Annotated in this window: 13 protein-coding genes; 5 read left to right on the top strand and 8 right to left on the bottom strand. The window is 68.4% G+C overall.

Annotation, left to right across the window (positions count from 1 at the left end; genetic code table 11):
* Positions 1-373 precede the first annotated feature (373 nt).
* The 5 genes from ATO4_RS15175 to treZ form a co-directional block, all read right to left on the bottom strand.
* Positions 374-1486 (bottom strand): Gfo/Idh/MocA family oxidoreductase, encoded by a 1113-nt coding sequence (locus tag ATO4_RS15175; protein ID WP_245308768.1) that lies wholly within the window; start codon positions 1484-1486, stop codon positions 374-376.
* 11 nt (positions 1487-1497) lie between these two features.
* Positions 1498-2283, bottom strand: a complete 786-nt coding sequence (locus ATO4_RS15170; RefSeq protein ID WP_083592379.1) for a ThuA domain-containing protein — start codon at positions 2281-2283, stop codon at positions 1498-1500.
* 110 nt (positions 2284-2393) lie between these two features.
* The gene (gene treY, locus ATO4_RS15165; RefSeq protein ID WP_083592378.1) at positions 2394-5099 is read right to left on the bottom strand and encodes a malto-oligosyltrehalose synthase; all 2706 of its coding nucleotides are present in this window, start codon (positions 5097-5099) and stop codon (positions 2394-2396) included.
* Complete coding sequence (gene malQ, locus ATO4_RS15160) at positions 5096-6955, bottom strand: 4-alpha-glucanotransferase (RefSeq protein WP_083592377.1); 1860 nt, start codon at positions 6953-6955, stop codon at positions 5096-5098. Before malQ ends, treY begins: the two co-directional genes overlap by 4 nt.
* The gene (gene treZ, locus ATO4_RS15155; protein WP_083592376.1) at positions 6952-8838 is read right to left on the bottom strand and encodes a malto-oligosyltrehalose trehalohydrolase; all 1887 of its coding nucleotides are present in this window, start codon (positions 8836-8838) and stop codon (positions 6952-6954) included. Before treZ ends, malQ begins: the two co-directional genes overlap by 4 nt.
* A 426-nt stretch (positions 8839-9264) precedes the next feature.
* Between treZ and ATO4_RS15150 the strand changes: the two genes are divergently transcribed.
* Complete coding sequence (locus tag ATO4_RS15150; RefSeq protein WP_083592375.1) at positions 9265-9708, top strand: hypothetical protein; 444 nt, start codon at positions 9265-9267, stop codon at positions 9706-9708.
* Positions 9709-9757: 49 nt separating this feature from the next.
* On the opposite strand, the gene ATO4_RS15145 is transcribed toward ATO4_RS15150, so the two are convergent.
* Complete coding sequence (locus ATO4_RS15145; protein ID WP_083592374.1) at positions 9758-10828, bottom strand: putative zinc-binding peptidase; 1071 nt, start codon at positions 10826-10828, stop codon at positions 9758-9760.
* Positions 10829-11057: 229 nt separating this feature from the next.
* Between ATO4_RS15145 and ATO4_RS15140 the strand changes: the two genes are divergently transcribed.
* Entirely contained in the window at positions 11058-14459 is a 3402-nt protein-coding gene (locus ATO4_RS15140; RefSeq protein ID WP_083592373.1) for a transglutaminase family protein, read from the top strand.
* A 91-nt stretch (positions 14460-14550) separates the two neighbouring features.
* Positions 14551-14820: a hypothetical protein gene (locus ATO4_RS15135; RefSeq protein WP_083592372.1), complete on the top strand. Its 270-nt coding sequence runs from the start codon at positions 14551-14553 to the stop codon at positions 14818-14820.
* A gap of 74 nt (positions 14821-14894) precedes the next feature.
* Here the strand turns inward: ATO4_RS15135 and ATO4_RS15130 are convergent, their stop codons facing one another.
* A complete protein-coding gene (locus tag ATO4_RS15130) occupies positions 14895-15482 on the bottom strand; it encodes a PRC-barrel domain-containing protein (protein ID WP_139802470.1) in 588 nt (195 codons plus the stop codon).
* A gap of 164 nt (positions 15483-15646) precedes the next feature.
* Complete coding sequence (locus tag ATO4_RS15125; RefSeq protein ID WP_083592370.1) at positions 15647-16459, bottom strand: ion transporter; 813 nt, start codon at positions 16457-16459, stop codon at positions 15647-15649.
* Positions 16460-16521: 62 nt separating this feature from the next.
* Here ATO4_RS15125 and ATO4_RS15120 point away from each other — a divergent pair, with 62 nt between their 5' ends.
* Both ATO4_RS15120 and ATO4_RS15115 read left to right on the top strand, forming a co-directional pair.
* Positions 16522-18942, top strand: a complete 2421-nt coding sequence (locus ATO4_RS15120) for a circularly permuted type 2 ATP-grasp protein (RefSeq protein WP_083592369.1) — start codon at positions 16522-16524, stop codon at positions 18940-18942.
* Positions 18939-19817, top strand: coding sequence for a transglutaminase family protein (locus tag ATO4_RS15115; protein ID WP_083592368.1), 879 nt, complete (start codon positions 18939-18941; stop codon positions 19815-19817). The genes ATO4_RS15120 and ATO4_RS15115 overlap by 4 nt, the downstream gene beginning before the upstream one ends.
* The last annotated feature ends 118 nt before the right edge of the window (positions 19818-19935 follow it).

The following is a 19935-nucleotide window of genomic DNA, read 5'->3' as shown; positions in this document are numbered from 1 at the left end:
TCATACATCTCCCTTCCGACACGAACGAGCGGCCGCCTGTTCTCCGTCTCGGCGTCGCAGAACCGGTCAAAGCAACAAAGCTTCGTCATCCCGGGCTTGACCCGGGATCGATTCCCCTGCCCTGGAACCAGCCGATCGCTCCAGACGATTCAACGACTTCGGATTGGTCTGTCGCTGCAGCACCGATGATTTGGAATGGCTCCCGGCTCGGGGGCCGGGATGACGAAGCTTCGATGTCCGCGACCTTCATCCAGCGCCGATGCCCCCGGCTCGGGGGCCGGGATGACGAAGCTTCGATCTCCGTGACCTTCATCCGGCGCCGCTGCCGCCGGCACGAACGGCCGGCGCGATCGCTTGTGCGAATCTTGCAGCCTCACGCCGGCGGCATGACCACCGGCAGCATCCGGCGCTCCTCGTCCGAGACGAAGCAGAGATCGAGCAGCTTCTGCACCTCGGCCGCGTGGCGGAAATCCGGCTCGCCATTGACCCCCGACAGGAGCGCCAGCACGAAGCGCTCGGCGTTGAGCGGCGTCGGCGGGCATTCGACCCGCCGCCAGGTCTGGGTGTGGATGTCCTCGCCGAGACAGACGTCGAGGCTGGATTCGGTGGTGTTCGACCAGATCTTCAGGGCGCCCTTCGTGCCGTGGATCATCAGGTCGAGGTCGTTGGCCTTGCCGGTGGCGTAGCGGCTCATGTGGACGACGCCCAGCGCCCCGTTGTCGAACTCGACGGTCATCGCGCAGCTGTCGTTGGCGTCGAGCGTGTAGGCGCCGATCGCCCCGCCCTCGGCCTTGTCGAAGGTCTTCAGCCGGGCCTGCAGCGCGGCGATCCCCTGCCCCGACCCGTAGGTGACGAAATCGAGGATGTGGACGCCGATGTCGCCGAGCACGCCCTTCGAGCCATGGCCCGAGGAGAGCCGCCACAGCCAGCGCTCGTCGCTCTGCCAGTCGCCCCAGTGGTGGCCGGTGAGCCAGCTCTGCAGATAGCTCGCATCGACATGGCGCACCTCGCCGATGTCGCCGGCCTCGACCATGCGGCGGGCGAGCTGGATCGCATGGGCGTTGCGATAGGTGAAGTTGACCATGTTGATCAGCCCCGCCCGCTCGGCGGCGCCGACCATTTCGAAGGCGTCCTCGGCGTTCAGCGCCAGCGGCTTCTCGCAGAAGATCGCCTTGCCGGCGGCGATCACCTGGAGCGACGTCGCCTTGTGCACCTGATCGGGCGTCGCATTGACGACCGCGTCGAACTCGCCCCAGGCCAGCGCCTCGCCGAGGTCGGCGAAGGCCCGGTCGATGCCGTGCAGCGTGGCGAAGGCCTGCGCCCGCTCGGCATTGACGTCGCAGGCCGCGACCACCCGGCAGCCGGGGATCGAGATAAAATGTTCGGCATGGCGATGGGCGATCGCGCCGGTGCCGAGGATCATGATGCGCTTTTCGCCCGCGCCCGTCATCGTTCCGCCCGTGCGTGCAGCATTGTCGTTGGTCATGCTTCCTGCCTCTACCGGTAGCCCTGTTCGCCCGGCTTGTGGAGCGAACCGCCCCGTCGTTCAATCTTCTCCGGCGCCTTGTCGACCGGAACGTTCGGCGCCGCGGAGACATCCTTCCAGGCGGCAGCCGGATTGTGGGCCCAGCGCACGGCATTGACGATGACCCGCTGGATCTGCGGGTTGTGATAGATCGGATAGGTCTCGTGGCCGGGCCGGAAGTAGAAGATCTTCCCCGCGCCGCGCTGGTAGGTGAGCCCCGAGCGGAACACCTCGCCGCCCTCGAACCAGGAGATGAACACCGTCTCCAGCGGCTCGGGGACGAGGAAGGGCTCGCCATACATCTCGGCATTCGGCAGTTCGATCGAATCGCCCACGCCCTGGACGATCGGATGGGAGCGATTGACCGCCCACAGCCGCTCGCGCTCGCCGGCCTCGCGCCAGCGCAGCGAACAGGGCGTTCCCATCAGCCGCTTGAACGGCTTGGAGAAATGTCCCGAATGGAGGACGATCAGCCCCATTCCCTGATGGACGCGCTCGGCCACCCGGTCGACGATGGCATCCTCCACCTGGCCGTGGGCCTTGTGGCCCCACCACAGGAGCACGTCGGTCTCGTCGAGCCGGGACTGGGAGAGCCCATGCTCGGGTTCGGGCAGCGTCGCCGTTTCGGCGGCGATCCCCTCCTCGCGGCCGAGAAAGCCGGCGATGGTCGCATGGATGCCGTCCGGATAGATCCCCCGGACGGTGTCGTTGTGCTGCTCGTGGAAGAACTCGTTCCAGACGAGTGCGCGAATGGTCATGATGCCTCCTCCCGGCCTCGCATCCCGGCGCCGGTCATGTCTGTTCGTGCCGGCCTGTTCGTGCCGGCCTGTTCGTGCCCGGCCCTGTTCGTTGCCGCCGACGGCCGGCCTCACGTGGTCGCGAGGATGGCGACCGGAAGGTCCTTCAGGACCGCGCCGAGATCCAGCATGCCACGGTCGTCGAAGGCCTCGCCGGTGAAGATATTGCGCCAGCCCCGCGTCGCCAGTCCCTCGGGGAGCGTCACCGTCGTTCCCTCCCAGCCCGTCGTCGCGGCGGCAAGATCCCTGCCGTCACCGACGAGGCCGAGGGTCAGGCGCGGGGCGACCACCAGGGCCGCCCGGCCGTTCTCGCCCTTGCGGGCAAAGGCGACGACATGGCCGGCGCGCGGCCCGCTCGCGGCGAGCGGCACATAGGCGGCCGTTCCGGAGAGGTCGCGCATCTCGGCGCGCAGCGCCAGTCCGGCGGCGGTCATGCGCGCCTTCAAGACGCCCGAGCGCCAGTCCTCGAGGTCCTCGGCAAGGTTCCGCGTCTTGCCGATCACCTCTGAGCGGGCGGCAAAGTCGACGGTGCGCCGGTTGTCCGGATCGACCAGGGAGAAGTCGTAGAACTCGGTGCCCTGGTAGATGTCCGGAACGCCCGGCGCGAGGAGCTTGATCGCCGTCTGCGACAGGCTGTTCAGCGCGCCGGCGGCGACGAAGGGCTGCGCCTCCTGCCAGAAATGCGCGATGAAGGAGTCCTCGCCGCCGTCCGCCAGCATCGCCGCCACGAAGTCGGCGAGGGCCTTCTCGTAGGCCTCGGCCGGCGAGGTCCAGCTGGTCCAGCGCTTGGCCTCGCGCACCGCCTTTTCGGCGAAGGCGGCGAGCCGCCCGGCGATCTCGTCGCGCAGCGCGTCGTCGGCCGGGTCGAAATCCGCCGGCAAGACGCCGAGCAGCGACTGGTAGAGGCCCCATTCGGTCTCGGGATCGGGCGAGGTCACCCCCGGCTCGACCGCCAGCCGGTGATCGGACAGCGTCTGCGCGAAGCCGGCGACGAGCTCGGCCCAGCGCTCCGGCGCCTCGGAGAGCGTATAGAGCCGGGCGCGGGCGTCCTCGCCGCGCTTGGTGTCATGGGTGGAGGTGGCCAGCAGGCCTTCCGGCTGGTCCTCGAGGCGGATCTGCATCGCGTCGTGGAAGCTGCCCACGTCGGTGCCGTAGTGATCCGGCTCGCCGCCGACCTCGTTGAGGGCGATCAGGCGATTGTAGCGGTAGAAGACGGTGTCCTCGACGGCCTTGGCCATCACCGCGCCGGTGGTCTGCTGGAACCGCCGGGTGAAGTCGAGGGCGCCGGCGATGTCCGCGCCGTCCTCGAAGTCGAGCTTCAAGAGGCGGCCGATGAACTGGATCGGCTCGTCGGCCTCGACCTCGCGCCAGGTCATGGCGAGATCGACCGCCTCGTCGATGATCGCGATGTCGCGGCGCGGCACGCCGTCGACCGAGACATAGGTGCGGTAGACGGGAAGCGCCGCCGCCACCTCGACGATCGCCCGGGCCATGGTGTCGGGCCCGAGGTCGCGGGTGGCGAGGCCGCGGGAGGCGACGGAGAGGGCGAGCGCCGTCAGCGCCGACAGTTCGCCGGCGAGGTTGCGCTGGAAGATCGAGCGCTTCTGGCGCAGGATCATGGCGCGCAGGTCCTGCTCCTCGCCGACGAAGGCCTGATAGGCCTCGGTCATCTCGATCTCTCTGGCGGGATCGACATAGAGGCCGGCGAGCGCGGTGATGAACTCGTAGCCGGTCGTTCCCTCGATCTCCCAGGCGGTGCGCAGCCGCTCGTCGCCGGTCAGGATCTTCTCGACGTGGATCGAGGGCGAGCGACGCACCGACTGGAAGGCCTGGCGCAGCTGCTCGAGATAGCCCTTCGGATCGGCGAGCCCGTCGACATGGTCGATGCGGATGCCGTCGAGCCGGCGCTCGCGGGCGAGGCGGATGACCAGCTGATGGGACTCGCGGAACACCCGCCGCGATTCCTGGCGCACGCCGATCAGGTCGGCGATCTCGAAGAAGCGGCGATAGGTCAGCTTCTCGCGGGCCGTGCGCCACCAGGCGAGCCGCCAGGCCTGCGCCTCGTGGAGATCGTGCAGCGCGCCGCGATCGGCGTTGATGGTGGCAAGCGCCGCATCGAGCGCCGCGGTGAAGCCGCCGTCCTCGAGATGCTCGAGCAGGCGTTCGGTCAGTTCGTCCGCCTCGGCCGGCGTCGCGACGGAGAAGCGGCGCACCAGCCGATCCTTTTCCGCATGGTCGAGAAGCCCGAAGACGTGGCCATAGGTGCGCGGATCGACCGGCAGGCCGTAGCCGGAGGCGTCGAAGCGCAGCGCGCCGGCCTTGGCGTCGAGGCGCACCGACAGGTCGCCCGCCTCCAGCGCCTCGCCATAGGGCTTGCCGAGCACCGGAACGAGGATCTTCTCGGCCTCCCAGGCGATGTCGAAGGTGCGGGCGTAGCGGCTCTCCGAGCCCCAGCGCAGGACGTCCTCCCACCAGTGGTTGGCGGGCGAAACGCCCATGTGGTTCGGCACGAAGTCGAGGATGAGGCCGAGATCCTCCGACGACAGGGCGTCGCTCATCGCCGTGAAGCCGGCGACCCCGCCGAGCCCCTCGTCGAGGGTGTTGTAGTCGGTGACGTCGTAGCCGTGGGTGGAATTGTCGGCCGCCGCGAAGATCGGCGCGGCATAGACATGGCTGACGCCGAGCTTTTTCAGATAGGGCGCGAGATCGGCGGCCTTGCCGAAATCCATGCCCTCGCGAAATTGCAGGCGATAGGTGGCGACGAGCGAGCGGCTCATGAGGGTCTCGGCCTTTCTTCGCGCATGGCCGCGCCGAACTCCCGGAACCGGCCGTCGGCGGCCAGGTCTTCGAGCGGGACGGGGGTCACGATGCGCCAGTTCGGATATTGGTCGGTGGTTCCGGGAAGGTTCGCCTGTCGCTTCGACCCGACCATGTCGTCGAGCTGGACGGCAAACAGCAGGGCGGCGCTGCGGGCGAGATGGCGGTGGATGGCGACCGCCAGGGGGCCGGGCAGGTCCCCGGGCAGCGCGGCCTCGCCGCGGGCGCTCGCCGCCAGCTCCTGCGGCAGCGCGCCGCCATGGCCGAGGGCCTCGAGGAGCATCCGCTTCTCGTGTTGCCGGGAGGTGCGGTCGCGGGTCGTCGCCGCCTCGTCCTGGGTGCCCGCCTCGAGGCGCAGCTCGATGTCGCTGCCCGTCCACCAGCCGGCCAGCGTCGCGAGGTCATGGGTGGAGATGCAGGCGAGCGACAGGCGCGGATAGGCCTCGGGAGCGATGAAGCTGCCGTCCTGGTGGCGCTCGAAATAGAGCACCCGGTAGGAAAAGACGTTGGCCTTGGCCATGATCTCGCGGAAACCCGGCGGCACGGTGCCGAGGTCCTCGCCGATGACGAGGCAGCGATTGGCGCTCGCCGCCGCCGCCACGGCATCGATCATCGCGCCGAGATGGTAGCGCACATAGCCGCCGCCGGCCGAGCGCGCCTCGCTGGGGATCCACCAGAGCCGGGCCAGCCCCATCGCATGATCGATGCGCACCGCGCCGGCATGGCGCGTCAGCGCCTCGAAGGCGTCGAACAGCGGCTTGTGGCCGCGCTCCGCCAGGGCCTTCGGCGACAGCGGCGCGAGCCCCCAGTCCTGGCCCTGGCTGTTGAACATGTCCGGGGGCGAGCCGACGCGGGCCGAATTGACCGTCAGGGCCGGATCGGCCCAGGTCTCGGCGCCGTCCGGCGCGACGCCGACGGCAAGGTCGAGATAGAGGCCGATCGCCATGCCGGCGGTCTTCGCCCGCGCCTGGGCGCTGGCGAGCTGTTCCTCGGCCTCGAACTGCAGCCAGAGATGAAAGAGGACGCGCTCGCGCTTGTCTTCGGCAAAGCGCGCCACCTCGGCCGAATGGCGATCCTTCAGCGGCTCCGGCCAGTGGTGCCAGCCGGCATGGCCGCCCCCTGCCACCTGATCCTCGGAGATCGCCTCGAACAGGGCGAAGCCCTGCAGCGCCTCGCCGCCATCTTCGACGAAGCGCTGGAATGCCTGAAGGTCGTCGAGCTCGCTGCGGCGGACGTCGAAGACGGCATCGAACAGGGCGCGCTTCAGCCGCCCCATGGCCGGATAGTCGACGAGCTCGCCGTCGCCGACATCGAAGAGTTCCGGCCGCTCGGCCCGCAGCGCCGCGATGGCCGCGGCGCCGCCCTCCATGTGATCGACGGCGATGTAGAACGGGTTGAGGAACCGCCGGGTCGAGGGAGAATAGGGGCTGTAGCGGGACGCTTCGGCGAGGAACAGCGCGTGCAGCGGATTGACCCCGACGAAGTCGGCGCCCTCGCCCGCCGCGACGATCGCGAGTTGCGCGAGATCCTCGAAATCGCCGATGCCGAGATTGCGCGCCGAGCGCAGGGCGTAGAGCTGGCAGGCGACGCCCCAGTGGCGGTTCCGGGCGATCCCCTCCGGCAAAGGACAGGACAGCGTGGGCGTCTCGGCGACGGCGTGGAAATCGCCGAGGGCGCCCTCGTCGGGATCGACGCCGATGACGCGCAGGAGCGCGCGCTTGGCGTCGTCGTCGATCGCCTTCTCCTCGCCGAGTTCGGAGACGTAGGTGATCTGGATGCCGTGGCTGGCGGCCAGCCGGTCTAGTCTGTCGGTCATCGGACGTTCCCGGCGAGAAGCTTCTGGCCCTCGAGGCGGAAGACCACGGAGGGACCCGGCAGGACGCCGCTGCGCAGCATCTCGTCGGCGCCCTTCGGATGGGCATGCAGGAGCTCGCCGCAGGTCAGGTCGCCGCTGACGACGTCGCCCGGAATCGCCCAGGGCTCGTCGTCGAGATTGGCGAAGAGATGCAGCACCGCGCCGTCCTTGAGGTGCCAGGCGACGACGAAGGCGAGGCTGTCGTCGGAGACGTGATATTCGCCGCAGTTTGCCGGCAACTCGCCGCGCAGCAGCGGCACGATCAGCTTCTGGCGCTTGTCGAGCAGCCTCTTCACCATTTCGAGGCGGCGCCGATAGGTCGGCCGCGCGATCGCCGACCAGTCGAGCTTCGAGGCCAGGAAGGTCGTCTCGGCGTTCGGATCGGGGATCAGCTTGCGGGCATCCTCGTCGTGGAAGGCGGCGAACTTCTTGAACTCGGCGCGGCGCCCCTCGCGCACGGCGGCTCCCAGCACGCCGTCGAAATCGGTGAAGAAGCAGAACGGATCGGTGGCGCCGAATTCATCGCCCATGAACATCAGCGGGATCTGCGGCGACAGCAAGAGAATCGCCTGCAGACATTCGACCACCCGGCGCGAGGCGAGATCGGCCAGCCGGTCACCGAAGGCACGGTTGCCGATCTGGTCGTGGTTCTGCAGGAAGTTGACGAAGGCGGTCGGCGGCAGGTGGGCGGAGGAGACGCCCACCTGCTTGTCGCGGTGCCCGGAATGATCGCCCTGGAAGACGAAGCCCGTGGCCAGCGCCCTGGCCATCTGTGCCACCGACTTGCGGGAATAGTCGGCGTAATAGCCCTCTTCCTCATGGGTCGCGACGACATGGGCGGTGTGGTGGAAGTCGTCGTTCCACTCGGCGGAGACGAGGGCCGGCTGGCCGTTCTCGCGCTCGACATGCCAGGTGATGTTGCGGTCGTCCTCGGTGGTGATGTGGACGTGGCGATCGGGGAAGACCTCGCGCACCCTCGCCGCCAGTTCCTTCACCAGCGGCGTGTCGGTGGTGTCCTTGATGGAATCGATCGCGTCGAGGCGAAGCCCGTCGATGCGGAACTCCTCCAGCCAGAACAGCGCATTGTCGATCATGAACTCGCGCACCGGCTGCTCGTCATAGGCGATCGCCGCGCCCCAGGGGGTGTGGATCTCCTCGTGGAAGAACTCCGGCGCATAGGCGCCGAGATAGTTCCCGTCCGGGCCGAAGTGGTTGTAGACGACGTCGAGGAAGACCATCAGCCCGCGCTCGTGCGCCGCGTCGACGAGGCGCTTCAGCCCGGCTTCACCGCCATAGACTTCGTGCGGGCAGTAGAGCAGCACGCCGTCATAGCCCCAGCCCCGGCGCCCGCCGAACTCGGCGACCGGCAGAAGCTCGATGGCGGTGATGCCGGTCTCCTTCAGGTAGTCGAGCCTCTCGACGATGCCGTCGAAGTCGCCGCTCGGCGAAAACGTGCCGGTGTGAAGCTCGTAGAAGACCGTCTCTTCCCAGGGCCGGCCGTTCCAGTCGGCGCTCTTCCACTCGTAAGCGGTCGGGTCGACCAGGACCGACAGGGAATGGACGTCGCCGAACTGCCGGCGCGAGGCCGGGTCCGGGACGACGAGGCCGCTTTCGAGACGAAAGCCGTAAGGATCGCTCGGCTTCACCCGGTCGGTGGTGATCTTCCACCAGCCGCCGTCGGCCTTCTCCATCGGCAGGAAGTCCACCGGCTTGCCGGCCGCATCGCCGAGGGCGAGTTCGATCGAAGGCGCGGAGGGCGCCCAGAGGCGGAATTCGGTCCCGCCGTCGACGAAGCGGGGGCCCCAATGGGTCTCGAATGCAAAATGATTGGCAGATCGTGCCATGTGGTCAGTCCCCGTCGTTTGTGGCTTTTCGCCGTGCGGGCACTCGTCCCTTCGAGGCCAGGGCGCTCATCTTCCGTGAAGCGCCCATGCACTCGCCTTTAACTAAAGCCGCGGCCGCCGCTTCCAGCCCTCAGGCCGGATGAAATTTCGTTGTGCGGCTTTGCGGATGTGGGAACCCTTCTGATCATACAGGAGGGCTAAAAGTTGCAAAATTTGTGCATTGTGCTGAGATCTCCCAAGATCGCCAGCATGAAATCACGAATGTCGACTGGGATTTGAGGATCTTGCCCAGATGCGAGGAGCATGGCGCAACGTGGCGGAATCAAAAGCACCGCGTTCACGAACGAACTGCTCGTTTGGAGCTTGCGATCCTAGCGCCTCCGAATGACTGTCCCGGATATCTTCGACCAACGATTGGTCGTCCGAATGAGAAGTGGTTTCTACGCTGCGGCGCTTTGTCTTCTCATTTCGTCCTGCACGGATCGCGGCGAAGCCGAGGTCGCGCGCGATTTCCCAGCTTCGATCGAAATTGAATCGTTTCTCGACATCGAGACGTTCGACGATCGCTGCACCTTCGCGGAGGTGAAGACCTCCGCCGATTCCACCATCCCCACGGCCGTCGCCGAAAAATGGCCTGGCAGTTTGGCGGATAGCAAAGGGTCGAACGATGCAGGCGTCCTCCTCCTTAGGACTGCTCCGGGCATGGACTGTATCTCGTTGTGGGGTGATGAGAGGGTTCGGACAAGGATCACCGGCTTCATGAAACGCCTCAGCGACAAGCGAGGCGTCGTCATGTTCGGCGAGGGCTCCAACCCTGGCCTCATCGTCTTCATTCGGGCGGAACAGCGCGCCTACTACTGGGGGCCATGAACGATCGACTGCTCTCGAGCTGTCAGTTCGGAACAGCATTCGAAAACCCCTATGCGCCCGCCTTCCCCCGCACCAGATCGTGAATGAAACCGAGCTTCTGCTTCACCGTTTCGGAAACCACGAAGGGATAGAGGTCCTGGTGCCCCATCGAGCGGTTGAAGGAATTCAGCGCCGCCGACAGCGCCACCCAGGCATCGAGAATGTCGTCGATCGATTCCTCGTCGCGGTAGACGTTGAAGTCGATGGCGGTCGTCAAAAGCCCGGAATCGCGAACCCTGGGGTCGACCGAGACGCCCCACCAGTGGCCGGTCTCCAGCGTGTCGACGATGTGGAGATAATGCGCCCAGGTCTCGGCGAAGTCCTCCCAGGCGTGGGCGCCCGCATAGGACGAGACGTATTCGTCCTGCCAGTTCGTCTTGGGGCCGCTCTGGTAGTGCCGCTGCAGCGCCTCGCCGTAATCTTCCGTGTCGTCGCCGAAGATCGCCCGGCAGGCCTCGAGGGCGCCGGGATTGCCGTCGCGCACCAGCCGGTCCCAGTACCAGTGGCCGACCTCGTGGCGGAAATGGCCGAGCAGCGTGCGATAGGGCTCGCCCATCGAGGTCCGCCGCTTCTCGCGCTCGGCGTCGTCGGCCTCGGTGAGCGCGATGGTGATGAGGCCGTTGTCGTGGCCGGTCATCACATGCGGCTCGCCCGGCGTCTCGGCGAGGAAGTCGAAGCCCAGCCCCTCGGAATTTTCGTCGCGGGTGATGAGCGGCAGCGCGAGACGGATGAGGGTGTAGATCATCCGCCGCTTGGCGATCTCCATCTTGCGCCAGCGCGCGACGTTGTCGGGGTCGGAAGCATCCGGCACGGTGACGTTGTGACGGCAGGCCCGGCAGAACTGGTCGGTGCTGTCGCCGGCGATCAGCCAGTTGCAGACGCCGTACTGGTAGTTGGCGCAGTATTTCCAGCGCGAGCCGTCCGAATGGGTGCCGGCCGACACGAAGATGCCGTCGTCGGGGTCGAGCGCCAGCATGCGGTTCGTCTCGGGCTCGTAGCCGAGGGCGTGGCCGCAGCGCTCGCACAGGACGTTCTCGAAAAACACGACGTGGGAGCAGGCGGGGCAGGAAAACAGCTTCATCGAGAACCTCGGCGCGCGCACCGCGCGAAAAACGTTGCGCCTCTCAATGTTTGGAAGGGTGGCTGGTTCCGGCGGAGAGCCCGGTCGGAGCGAATATCGCAGCGTCACATCCGCCGATGTCGTGCCCCGACGGCCCGGCACGCCGGATAAGCCTTGCCGCACCGCAAGATGGCGGTAAGCTTACGGGGTGAAACGAAACGGGACGCTCCCCGCAAAGACGAAAGCGACCATGTCGATCCTTGCCGCGCTCAACCACCTGACGCACTACAAATACGACCGTCCCGTCACCCTCGCCCCCCAGGTCATCCGGCTCCGGCCCGCGCCCCATTCGCGCACGAAAGTGCCGTCCTATTCGCTGAAGGTGACGCCGGAAAACCACTTCATCAACTGGCAGCAGGACCCGTTCGGCAACTATCTCGCGCGCTTCGTCTTCCCGGAGAAGGCGACGGAATTCAAGATCGAGGTCGACCTCCTCGCCGACATGACGGTCTACAACCCGTTCGACTTCTTCGTCGAGGAGGCGGCCCAGGCCTGGCCCTTCGAGTATGACGCGATCCTGAAGAGCGACCTTGCGGCCTATCTTTCGCCCGAACCGGCTGGCCCGCTGCTCGAGAAATTCCTCGCCGGTCTCGATCGCTCGGAGACCCACACGGTCGACTTCCTCGTCGGGCTCAACCGGACGATCGCGAACCATGTCGAATATCTCGTGCGCATGGAGCCCGGCGTGCAGACGCCGGAGGAGACGCTCGAAAAGCTGTCGGGCTCCTGCCGCGATTCCTCCTGGCTGCTCGTCAACGTCATGCGGCATCTGGGCTTTGCCGCACGCTTCGTCTCCGGCTACCTGATCCAGCTGAAGCCCGACAAGGTGGCGATCGACGGCCCCGCCGGCACCAGCGTCGACTTCACCGACCTGCATGCCTGGGCCGAGGTGTATCTGCCCGGCGCCGGCTGGATCGGTCTCGACCCGACCTCGGGCCTCCTCACCGGCGAGAGCCACGTGCCGCTGGCCGCGACCCCGCATTACCGCTCCGCCGCGCCGATCTCCGGTGCCGTCGACTATGCCGAGGTCGAGTTCGACTTCGCCATGTCGGTGACCCGCGTCGCCGAGCGGCCGCGGGTCTCTTATCCCTTCTCCGACGAGAGCTGGGAGGAGCTCGACGAACTCGGCAAGAAGGTCGATGCCGAACTGAAGGCCGCCGACGTGCGGCTCACCATGGGCGGCGAGCCGACCTTCGTCTCCATCGACGATTTCGAGGCGGCGGAATGGAACGCCGACGCCACCGGCCCGACCAAGCGCGGCCTTGCCGACGATCTGATCCGCCGGCTCCGGGATCGCTTCGCGCCGGGCGGCTTCCTCCATTACGGCCAGGGCAAGTGGTATCCCGGCGAGACGCTGCCGCGCTGGACCTTCTCGCTCTACTGGCGCAAGGACGGCGTGCCGATCTGGCAGAACCCGCAGGCGATCGCCCGCGAGACCGATGCCGCTCCGGTGGGGGCGCCCGAGTCCGAGCGCTTCACCAAAGCGGTCGCCGAGGCCATCGGGGTTCCATCGGACAACGTTCTCCCCGCCTTCGAGGACGCCGGCTACTGGCTTCTCCGCGAAGCCCAGCTGCCGGAGAACGTCGAGCCGACGGATTCCAAGCTGGAGGACCGGGAGGAGCGCGCCCGCCTCGCCAAGGTGTTCGAGCGCGGCCTGCCCAAGCCGACCGGCCATGTACTGCCGGTGCAGGCCTGGCAGGCGCGGGCCCGCGGCGTGCGGTGGGTCTCGGAGCGCTGGTCGACCCGGCGCCGGCACCTGTTCCTCGTCCCCGGCGACAGCGCCATGGGCTACCGGCTGCCGCTGGCGGCGCTGCCGCATCTGGGGCCGGCGGACTTTCCCTTCATCCATCCCGACGATCCGACCCAGCCCTTCCCGCCGCTGCCGCCCCAGAGCCGCCAGCAGTTCGGCCGGGTGGAGATGCAGCAGCATCTCGGCGATAACGGCGGCGGCTCCGGCGGCATGAGCCAGTGGATGCCGCCGCTGCCGCCCTTGCCGGCGGGCGGCGCGGCGGCCGGCCTCTATCCGACCTACGGCTCCTTCGCCCCGGCCTCCGGCGAGATCGTCGGCTATGTGCGCACGGCCCTCTCCATCGAGCCGCGCGACGGCAAGCTCTGCGTCTTCATGCCGCCGCTGGAATCGACCGAGGCCTATCTCGACCTTCTCGGCGCCATCGAGGAGGTCGCCGAGCGGGAAAACCTGCCGGTCCAGATCGAGGGCTACGCGCCGCCGGCCGATCCGCGCCTCAACGTCATCCGCGTCGCGCCGGACCCCGGCGTCATCGAGGTCAATGTCCATCCCTCGGCGTCCTGGGAGGAGTCCAAGGCGATCACCATGGGCGTCTACGAGGACGCCCGCCAGTCGCGGCTCGGCACCGACAAGTTCATGATCGACGGCAAGCATGCCGGCACCGGCGGCGGCAACCATGTCGTCGTCGGCGGGGCGACGCCGCTGGATTCGCCGTTCCTGCGACGGCCGGACCTTCTGAAATCCCTCGTCCTCTACTGGCAGCGCCACCCGTCCCTGTCCTACCTGTTCTCGGGCCTGTTCATCGGCCCGACCAGCCAGGCGCCGCGGGTCGACGAGGGACGCCACGACCAGCTCTACGAGCTGGAGATCGCCATGGCGCAGGTGACGCAGGACGGCTTCTCCACCCCGCCCTGGCTCACCGACCGGCTGTTCCGCAACCTCCTCATCGACGTCACCGGCAACACCCACCGGGCCGAGATCTGCATCGACAAGCTCTATTCGCCGGACGGGCCGACGGGCCGCCTCGGCCTCGTCGAGTTCCGCGGCTTCGAGATGCCGCCCGAGCCGAAGATGAGTCTCGCCCAGCAGCTGCTCATCCGGGCGCTGATCATGAAATTCTGGAAGGCGCCGGAAGAGGGCCGGTTCGTGCGCTGGGGCACCGAGCTGCACGACCGCTTCATGCTGCCGGAATTCGTCTGGGCGGATTTCCAGGGCGTCCTCGGCGATCTCGCCCGGTCCGGCTATCCGATCAAGCCGGAATGGTTCGAGGCGCAGGCCGAGTTCCGCTTCCCGTTCTGTGGAAAGATCGAGCGCGAGGGCATCACGCTGGAGCTGCGCCAGGCGCTGGAGCCGTGGAACGTCATGGGCGAGACCGGGGCGATCGGCGGCACGGTGCGCTTCGTCGATTCCTCCGTCGAGCGGCTGCAGGTGAAGCTGTCGGAGTTCGTCCCGGCCCGCCACATCGTCACCTGCAACGGCCGCGAGGTGCCGATGATGGCGACCGGCCGCGGCAAGGAGGCGGTCGCGGGGGTGCGCTTCAAGGCCTGGCAGCCGGCCTCGGGCCTGCACCCGACGATCCCCGTCCACGCGCCGCTGACCTTCGACATCTACGACCGCTGGTCGAAGCGCTCGCTCGGCGGCTGCGTCTACCATGTCGCCCATCCGGGCGGGCGCAGCTACGAGACCTTCCCGGTCAATTCCTACGAGGCGGAAGCAAGGCGCCTCGCCCGCTTCGAGGACATCGGCCACACGCCGGGTTCCTACGAGCCGATGCGGGAGATCCCGGACCCGTCCTTCCCGGCGACGCTGGATCTCAGGCGGCCGGCGGGGCTGGCGGTGATGTGACGCGCAGCCGAGGTGGAGACCCGGTGGGACGAGGCGAAGCGGCAGGCGCGGCTAACCTCTTCGCATCGTCACCGCCCGAGAGGAGGCGCACGTGACCGACAACGATCTTCGGCGGGTCTCGCTGGACGCGCTGAGGGCCATGGATGAGGCAGGCGACCTTCGTCGTCCGGCAGACGCGCCCGACGGAGAAGATCTCGGCGACGACTTCTGGAAGGATGCGGTGCTCCACCCGCCGCCGACACGAAACAGCGTGTCGATCACCCTCAGCCCGGCCGCGATGGAATTCTTCGAACGACAGGGGGCGGATCCGGCCGAAGCGATGGCCGGCGTGCTCGAAGCCCGCGCGGCCGAGAATGGATGAGCCGCTCGGCGCCGCGACAGATCCAGCTCCGCCGGGCCGGCCTGAGACGGACGAAGCGCAGACGCCGGGCCGGTTCAGTCGATGGAGCCGTCCGCCAGCGAGCCGAGCGCGTCGGACAGGTCCTTCACGGCCGAACTGTCGCGCATCGCACCCAGCGTGTCGGGCAGCGTCGCGGACGCCTTGTCGGCCGACTGCGAAACCTTCACTGCCTTGAACGGTACGGGAACGAGGTCGCCGCCATCGCTGGGCTTGATCAGTGCGGCGACGATGCGCCCACCCGGAATGGCCACGAGATCGTCCACCGTCCCGACGGTGTCGCCGGATGGGTCCGAGACGTCGGCGCCGATCAGGTCGGCGATCAGCAGCTTGCGTTCGGCCGAATCGGACAGAGCCGAGACGGCATCGCTCGAGGCCGAAGACAGATCGGGCAGATCCTGAGCGAGCGCTGCCGTGCCCGTCAGAGCGACGAACAGGGCTGTGGCAGGGAAGGATTTCAGTGGCATCTGGACCTCGCTGGCATGACGGATGATGGACATTCCGACGGAGCGCAGCGTCCGCTCGCGCCCCGTCAAGTCTATCATCCCATGTAGGAAACCGATGGGCTCCGACCATGCGTGGCAAAACCGGCAGTTGCCCCCTGCACGCCAGAACTCGGCCTTCACCGGCCAAATCCGCCCAGCGTGCCGCGCGGATGCCCCTCCATTTCCGAGCCGGTGCCATCGGCCACGACCGGCGCCCTGCCTTCATCGCCCGCTTTCGACACCGGCGGTCCCGGCGTCCCGGCGCAGGCCGCCCGAAGGCGATGCGGCCCTCCGTCCGGGTCTCTTCAGCCTTGCGGTCCGGGCGCCCCGCGCTCCGTCGCCGCCCGCAGCGCCGCGATCTCGGCCCGCATCGCCCTCACCTCGGCGAGGATTTCGAGGTTCTCGTCGTGGCGGTGCAACTGTTCCGCCTCGGCATTCGCCAGCTGCTCGTCCTGCATCGCCGAGACGATGACACCGATGAAGAGATTGAGCACGGCATAGGTCGTGCACAGGATGAAGGGCACGAAGAACAGCCAGGCGGTCGGATGCGCCTCCATCACCGGCCTGACGATGCCCATCGACCAGCTTTCCAGCGTCATCACCTGGAACAGGGTGTAGAAGGACGCGCCGAGCGTGCCGAACCACTCGGGAAAAGTCGCGCCGTAGAGCTTCGTCGCCATCACGGCGAAGATGTAGAAGGTCAGGACCAGAAGGCCGATGATCGACCCCATGCCCGGCAGCGCCGCGACGAGGCCGCCGACGACGCGGCGCAGCGAGGGAACCACCGAGATCAGGCGGAGAACCCGCAGGATGCGCAGCGCCCGCAGCACCGTCAGCGGCCCGGTCGCCGGCACCAGCGCGATGCCGACGACGAAGAAGTCGAACAGCGACCAGGGCTGGGTGAAGAAGCGCCAGCCGAAGGCCGTGATGCGCAGGGCGATCTCGATCACGAAGAGACCGAGGATGACGGTGTCGAGGGCGATGAGGACATGGCCGAAGGAGGCCATGATCGAGGCGTCGGTCTCGAGGCCGAGAATCACCGCATTGACGATGATCAGGGAAACGATGAACCGCTCCCATCCGGTGGAAAGCAGAATGGTCTTGAGGCGCGCGCGCATGCGATTTGTACTCTATGATCGACGGGTCGGCAGCCCTGTAGCATAGCCGAGCAACGATCATCATGCGGAATCACGTGCCTCCCGAACCCCACCTCATTCGCCGCTACGCCACCCTCGCCGCCAAGGGCCGGGACGAGATGATCGCTCCCGGCGGCGCGGTGCGGCCGCATTACGCGCCGCTGATGGCCAAGCTCGCACCGATGGCCGCGGGCGAACTCGCCCGGCGCTTCGCCTCCTCGCGCCAATATCTCTCCGAGGCCGGGGTCTTCCACCAGGTCTATGGCGAGGGCAGCGAGCAGAGCCACGAATGGCCGCTCGGCCATCCGGCGCTGGTGATCGACCGGGGCGAGTGGACGACGCTCTGCGATGGCCTCGTCCAGCGCGCGACCTTCCTGGAAAGGCTGCTCGCCGACCTCTATGGCGAGCGCCGGGTGATCGCCGATGGCGCCCTGCCGGGTATCCTGCTCGGGCGCAATCCGGAGTTCCTGCGGCCTCTCGCCGGCCAGGGGAAGGGCGCGGCGCCGCTCCTGTCCTTCATCGCCGTCGATCTCGGCCGGGGCCCGGACGGGCGCTGGTGGGTGCTCGGCGATCGCACCCAGGCGCCATCGGGCGCGGGCTTCGCGCTGGAGAACCGGGTGGCGACCTCGAAGGCCTTTCCCGACGTCTCCCGCGCCCTCAATGTCGAGCGCCTCGCCGGCTTCTTCCGCAGATTCCGGGAGATGCTGTTCGCCCTCGGCGGGCCGGAACGGGCCCGCATCGGCCTCCTGACGCCGGGCCCGCACAACGAGACCTATTACGAACACGCCTATCTCGCCCGCTATCTCGGCCTGCTGCTCCTCGAAGGCGGCGACCTCGTCGTCCATGACGACCGCGCCGAAGTGCGCACGGTCGACGGGTTCCAGCCGATCCGCGTCCTGTGGCGGCGGCTCGACGCCGATTTCTGCGACCCGCTCGAACTCTTCGGCGGCTCGCGCATCGGCACGCCGGGTCTTGCGCGCGCGGTGCGCTCCGGCGCGCTCACCCTCGTCAACGCGCTCGGCGCCGGCATCCTCGAGACGCCGGCGCTGCTCGCCTTCCAGAAGCCGCTGGCAAAAGCGCTCCTCGGCGAGGAACTGACGCTGCCGACCATCGCCACCTGGTGGTGCGGCCAGGAGAAGATCCGCCGCTTCGTCGAGGAGAACGCCGCCCGGCTGCAGCTCGGCCCGGCCTTTCCCGGCGCCCCGCATTTTCCCGTCATGGGCGAGACCGCGGCCCGGCCGGGCACAGGCGGCCAGAAGGTGCCGGCCACGACCCGCGAGGGCGTCTCCCTGGTCGGCCAGGAGATCGCCGCCCTCTCGACGGCGCCGGTGTTCGGCGCCAAGGGGCTGGAGCCGCGGCCGGTGACGCTGCGCGCCTTCCTGATGCGCGACGAGGAGGGCTGGCACGTCATGCCCGGCGGCTTTGCCCGCGTCGCCGATTCGCGCGATGCGCGGGTGATCTCGATGCAGCGGGGCGGCGGCTCGATCGACGTCTGGATCCCCTCGCCGGCGCCGGCCGCCAAGCCGGTGACGCTGCTCGGGCCGAAGGGCGACCGCTTCTCGCGGCGGCTGCCGGGGGCGCTGCCCGCCCGGGCGGCGGACAACCTGTTCTGGCTCGGCCGCTATGCCGAGCGCGGCGAGGTGGCGGCGCGGCTGTTGCGGCTGCATGCCGGCCGCGCCGGCGAGGGCTGGAGCGAGGGCGAGCTCGAGGCCCGCATCGCGACGATCCTCGAGGACTACGGCGTCGAGATCGACGGCGGCCATCCCGAGCGCGGGCTCCTCGCCCTCGCCCGCCAGGCGGCGGACACCGCCTCGCGCATCCGCGAGCGCTTCTCCCCGGACGCCTGGCGCACGCTGAAGGACATCGTCGCCCTCATCCTCGACGCCATCGCCGAGAAGGACGAGGACGTCGTCGGACTGACCAGCGCCATCCTCACCCATCTCTCGGGCTTTGCCGGTCTTGCGCACGAGAACATGTATCGCTTCACCGGCTGGCGCTTCATGCAGTGCGGCCGGGCGCTGGAGCGCGGCCAGGCGACGGCGGCGGTGGTCTCGGCCCTGCTCGCAGGGGAGGCGCCGGTCGGGGCGCTGGAGGCGCTTTTGACCTTCACCGATTCCTCCGTCACCTATCGCCGGCGCTATTCGGTGAACCTGTCGGAGGAGACGGTGGTCGATCTCGCGGTTCTCGACCCGCTCAACCCCCGCTCCCTCGCCTTCCAGGTCAACACCCTCGCCGAGGTCACCTCGGCGCTGCCGGGGGTGCATCTCGGCGAGACGCCGGACCTGTTGTTCCGCCGCCTCGCGAGGCTGAAGGTCCGGCTGCAGACGGCCGACGCCGTCGAGGTCGACAGCGCCTTCCTCGATCGGATCGCCGGTGATCTGGCGCTGATCTCCGACCTCCTCACCCAGCGCTATCTCCTGTCGAGCCCGCGGGCGGCGGCCGAATGGAGCGGGGGACCGGAATGAGATACGCCATCCGCCTGAAGATCACCTACGACTACCCCTCTGCCGTGAGTGATGCGCGCCACCTGTTGCGGGTGCGCCCGCGCGACGGCGGCGGCCAGACGCTCCAGAAGGTGGAGGTGGCCATCGCTCCCCGCCCCGGCGAGCACGCGCGGGAGACCGATTTCTTCGGCAACGGCGTCGATGCCATCGCCTTCTTCACGCCGCAGACCGAACTGTCCGTCGTCATGGAGGCCAAGGTGACGGTCGACCGGCCGCCGGCGGCCCTCGACGCCTCGCCGGACCTCGGCACGCTCGCCGACGAGGCGCTGCACTGCCGCTCGGCGGAGGGCGCCTCGCCGCTCCACCATCTGGGGCCCAGCCGGCGCATCGCCCCGCTCGCCGCGGTGACGACCTATGTGGCGGAGACCCTCGATGCGGGGGAACAGCCGTCCGGCGAGGCGGTGATGGCGCTGACGAGGCGCATCCGCGCGGACTTCGTCTACGAGCCGGGCTCGACCAGCGTCGGCACCAGCGTCGCCGAGGCCTTCGCCCAGAAGCGCGGCGTCTGCCAGGATTTCTCCCATGTGATGATCGCCGGGTTGCGGGCGAACGGCATCCCCGCCCGCTATGTCAGCGGCTTCCTGCGCACCGAACCGCCGAAGGGCCGGCCCCGCCTCGAAGGCGCCGATGCGATGCACGCCTGGGTCGACGTGTGGCTGGGAAAGACGCTCGGCTGGGTCGGCTTCGATCCGACCAACGGAATCCTCGCCGGCGACGACCACATCGTCGTCGCCGTCGGTCGCGACTATTCGGACGCGCTGCCGATCGCCGGGGCCTTCGTCACCGCCGGGCCGCAGGCGACGGACCACTTCGTCGACGTGGTGCCGATCGGCTGAGCATTCGCGCCATTGCGAGCCTTCGCGAACGGCACGAGGACGCGGCGTGTCGGTCGGCACGGATGCCTGCCGGGGGCCGGTCGACCCGCAAGGATGGCCCGAGCGGCCTTGGCCGGGG

The organism is Aurantimonas sp. 22II-16-19i, assembly GCF_002088275.1.
In the GTDB taxonomy this organism is placed as follows: Bacteria; Pseudomonadota; Alphaproteobacteria; order Rhizobiales; family Rhizobiaceae; genus Jiella.
This window is presented reverse-complemented; position numbering and strand designations above follow the sequence as displayed.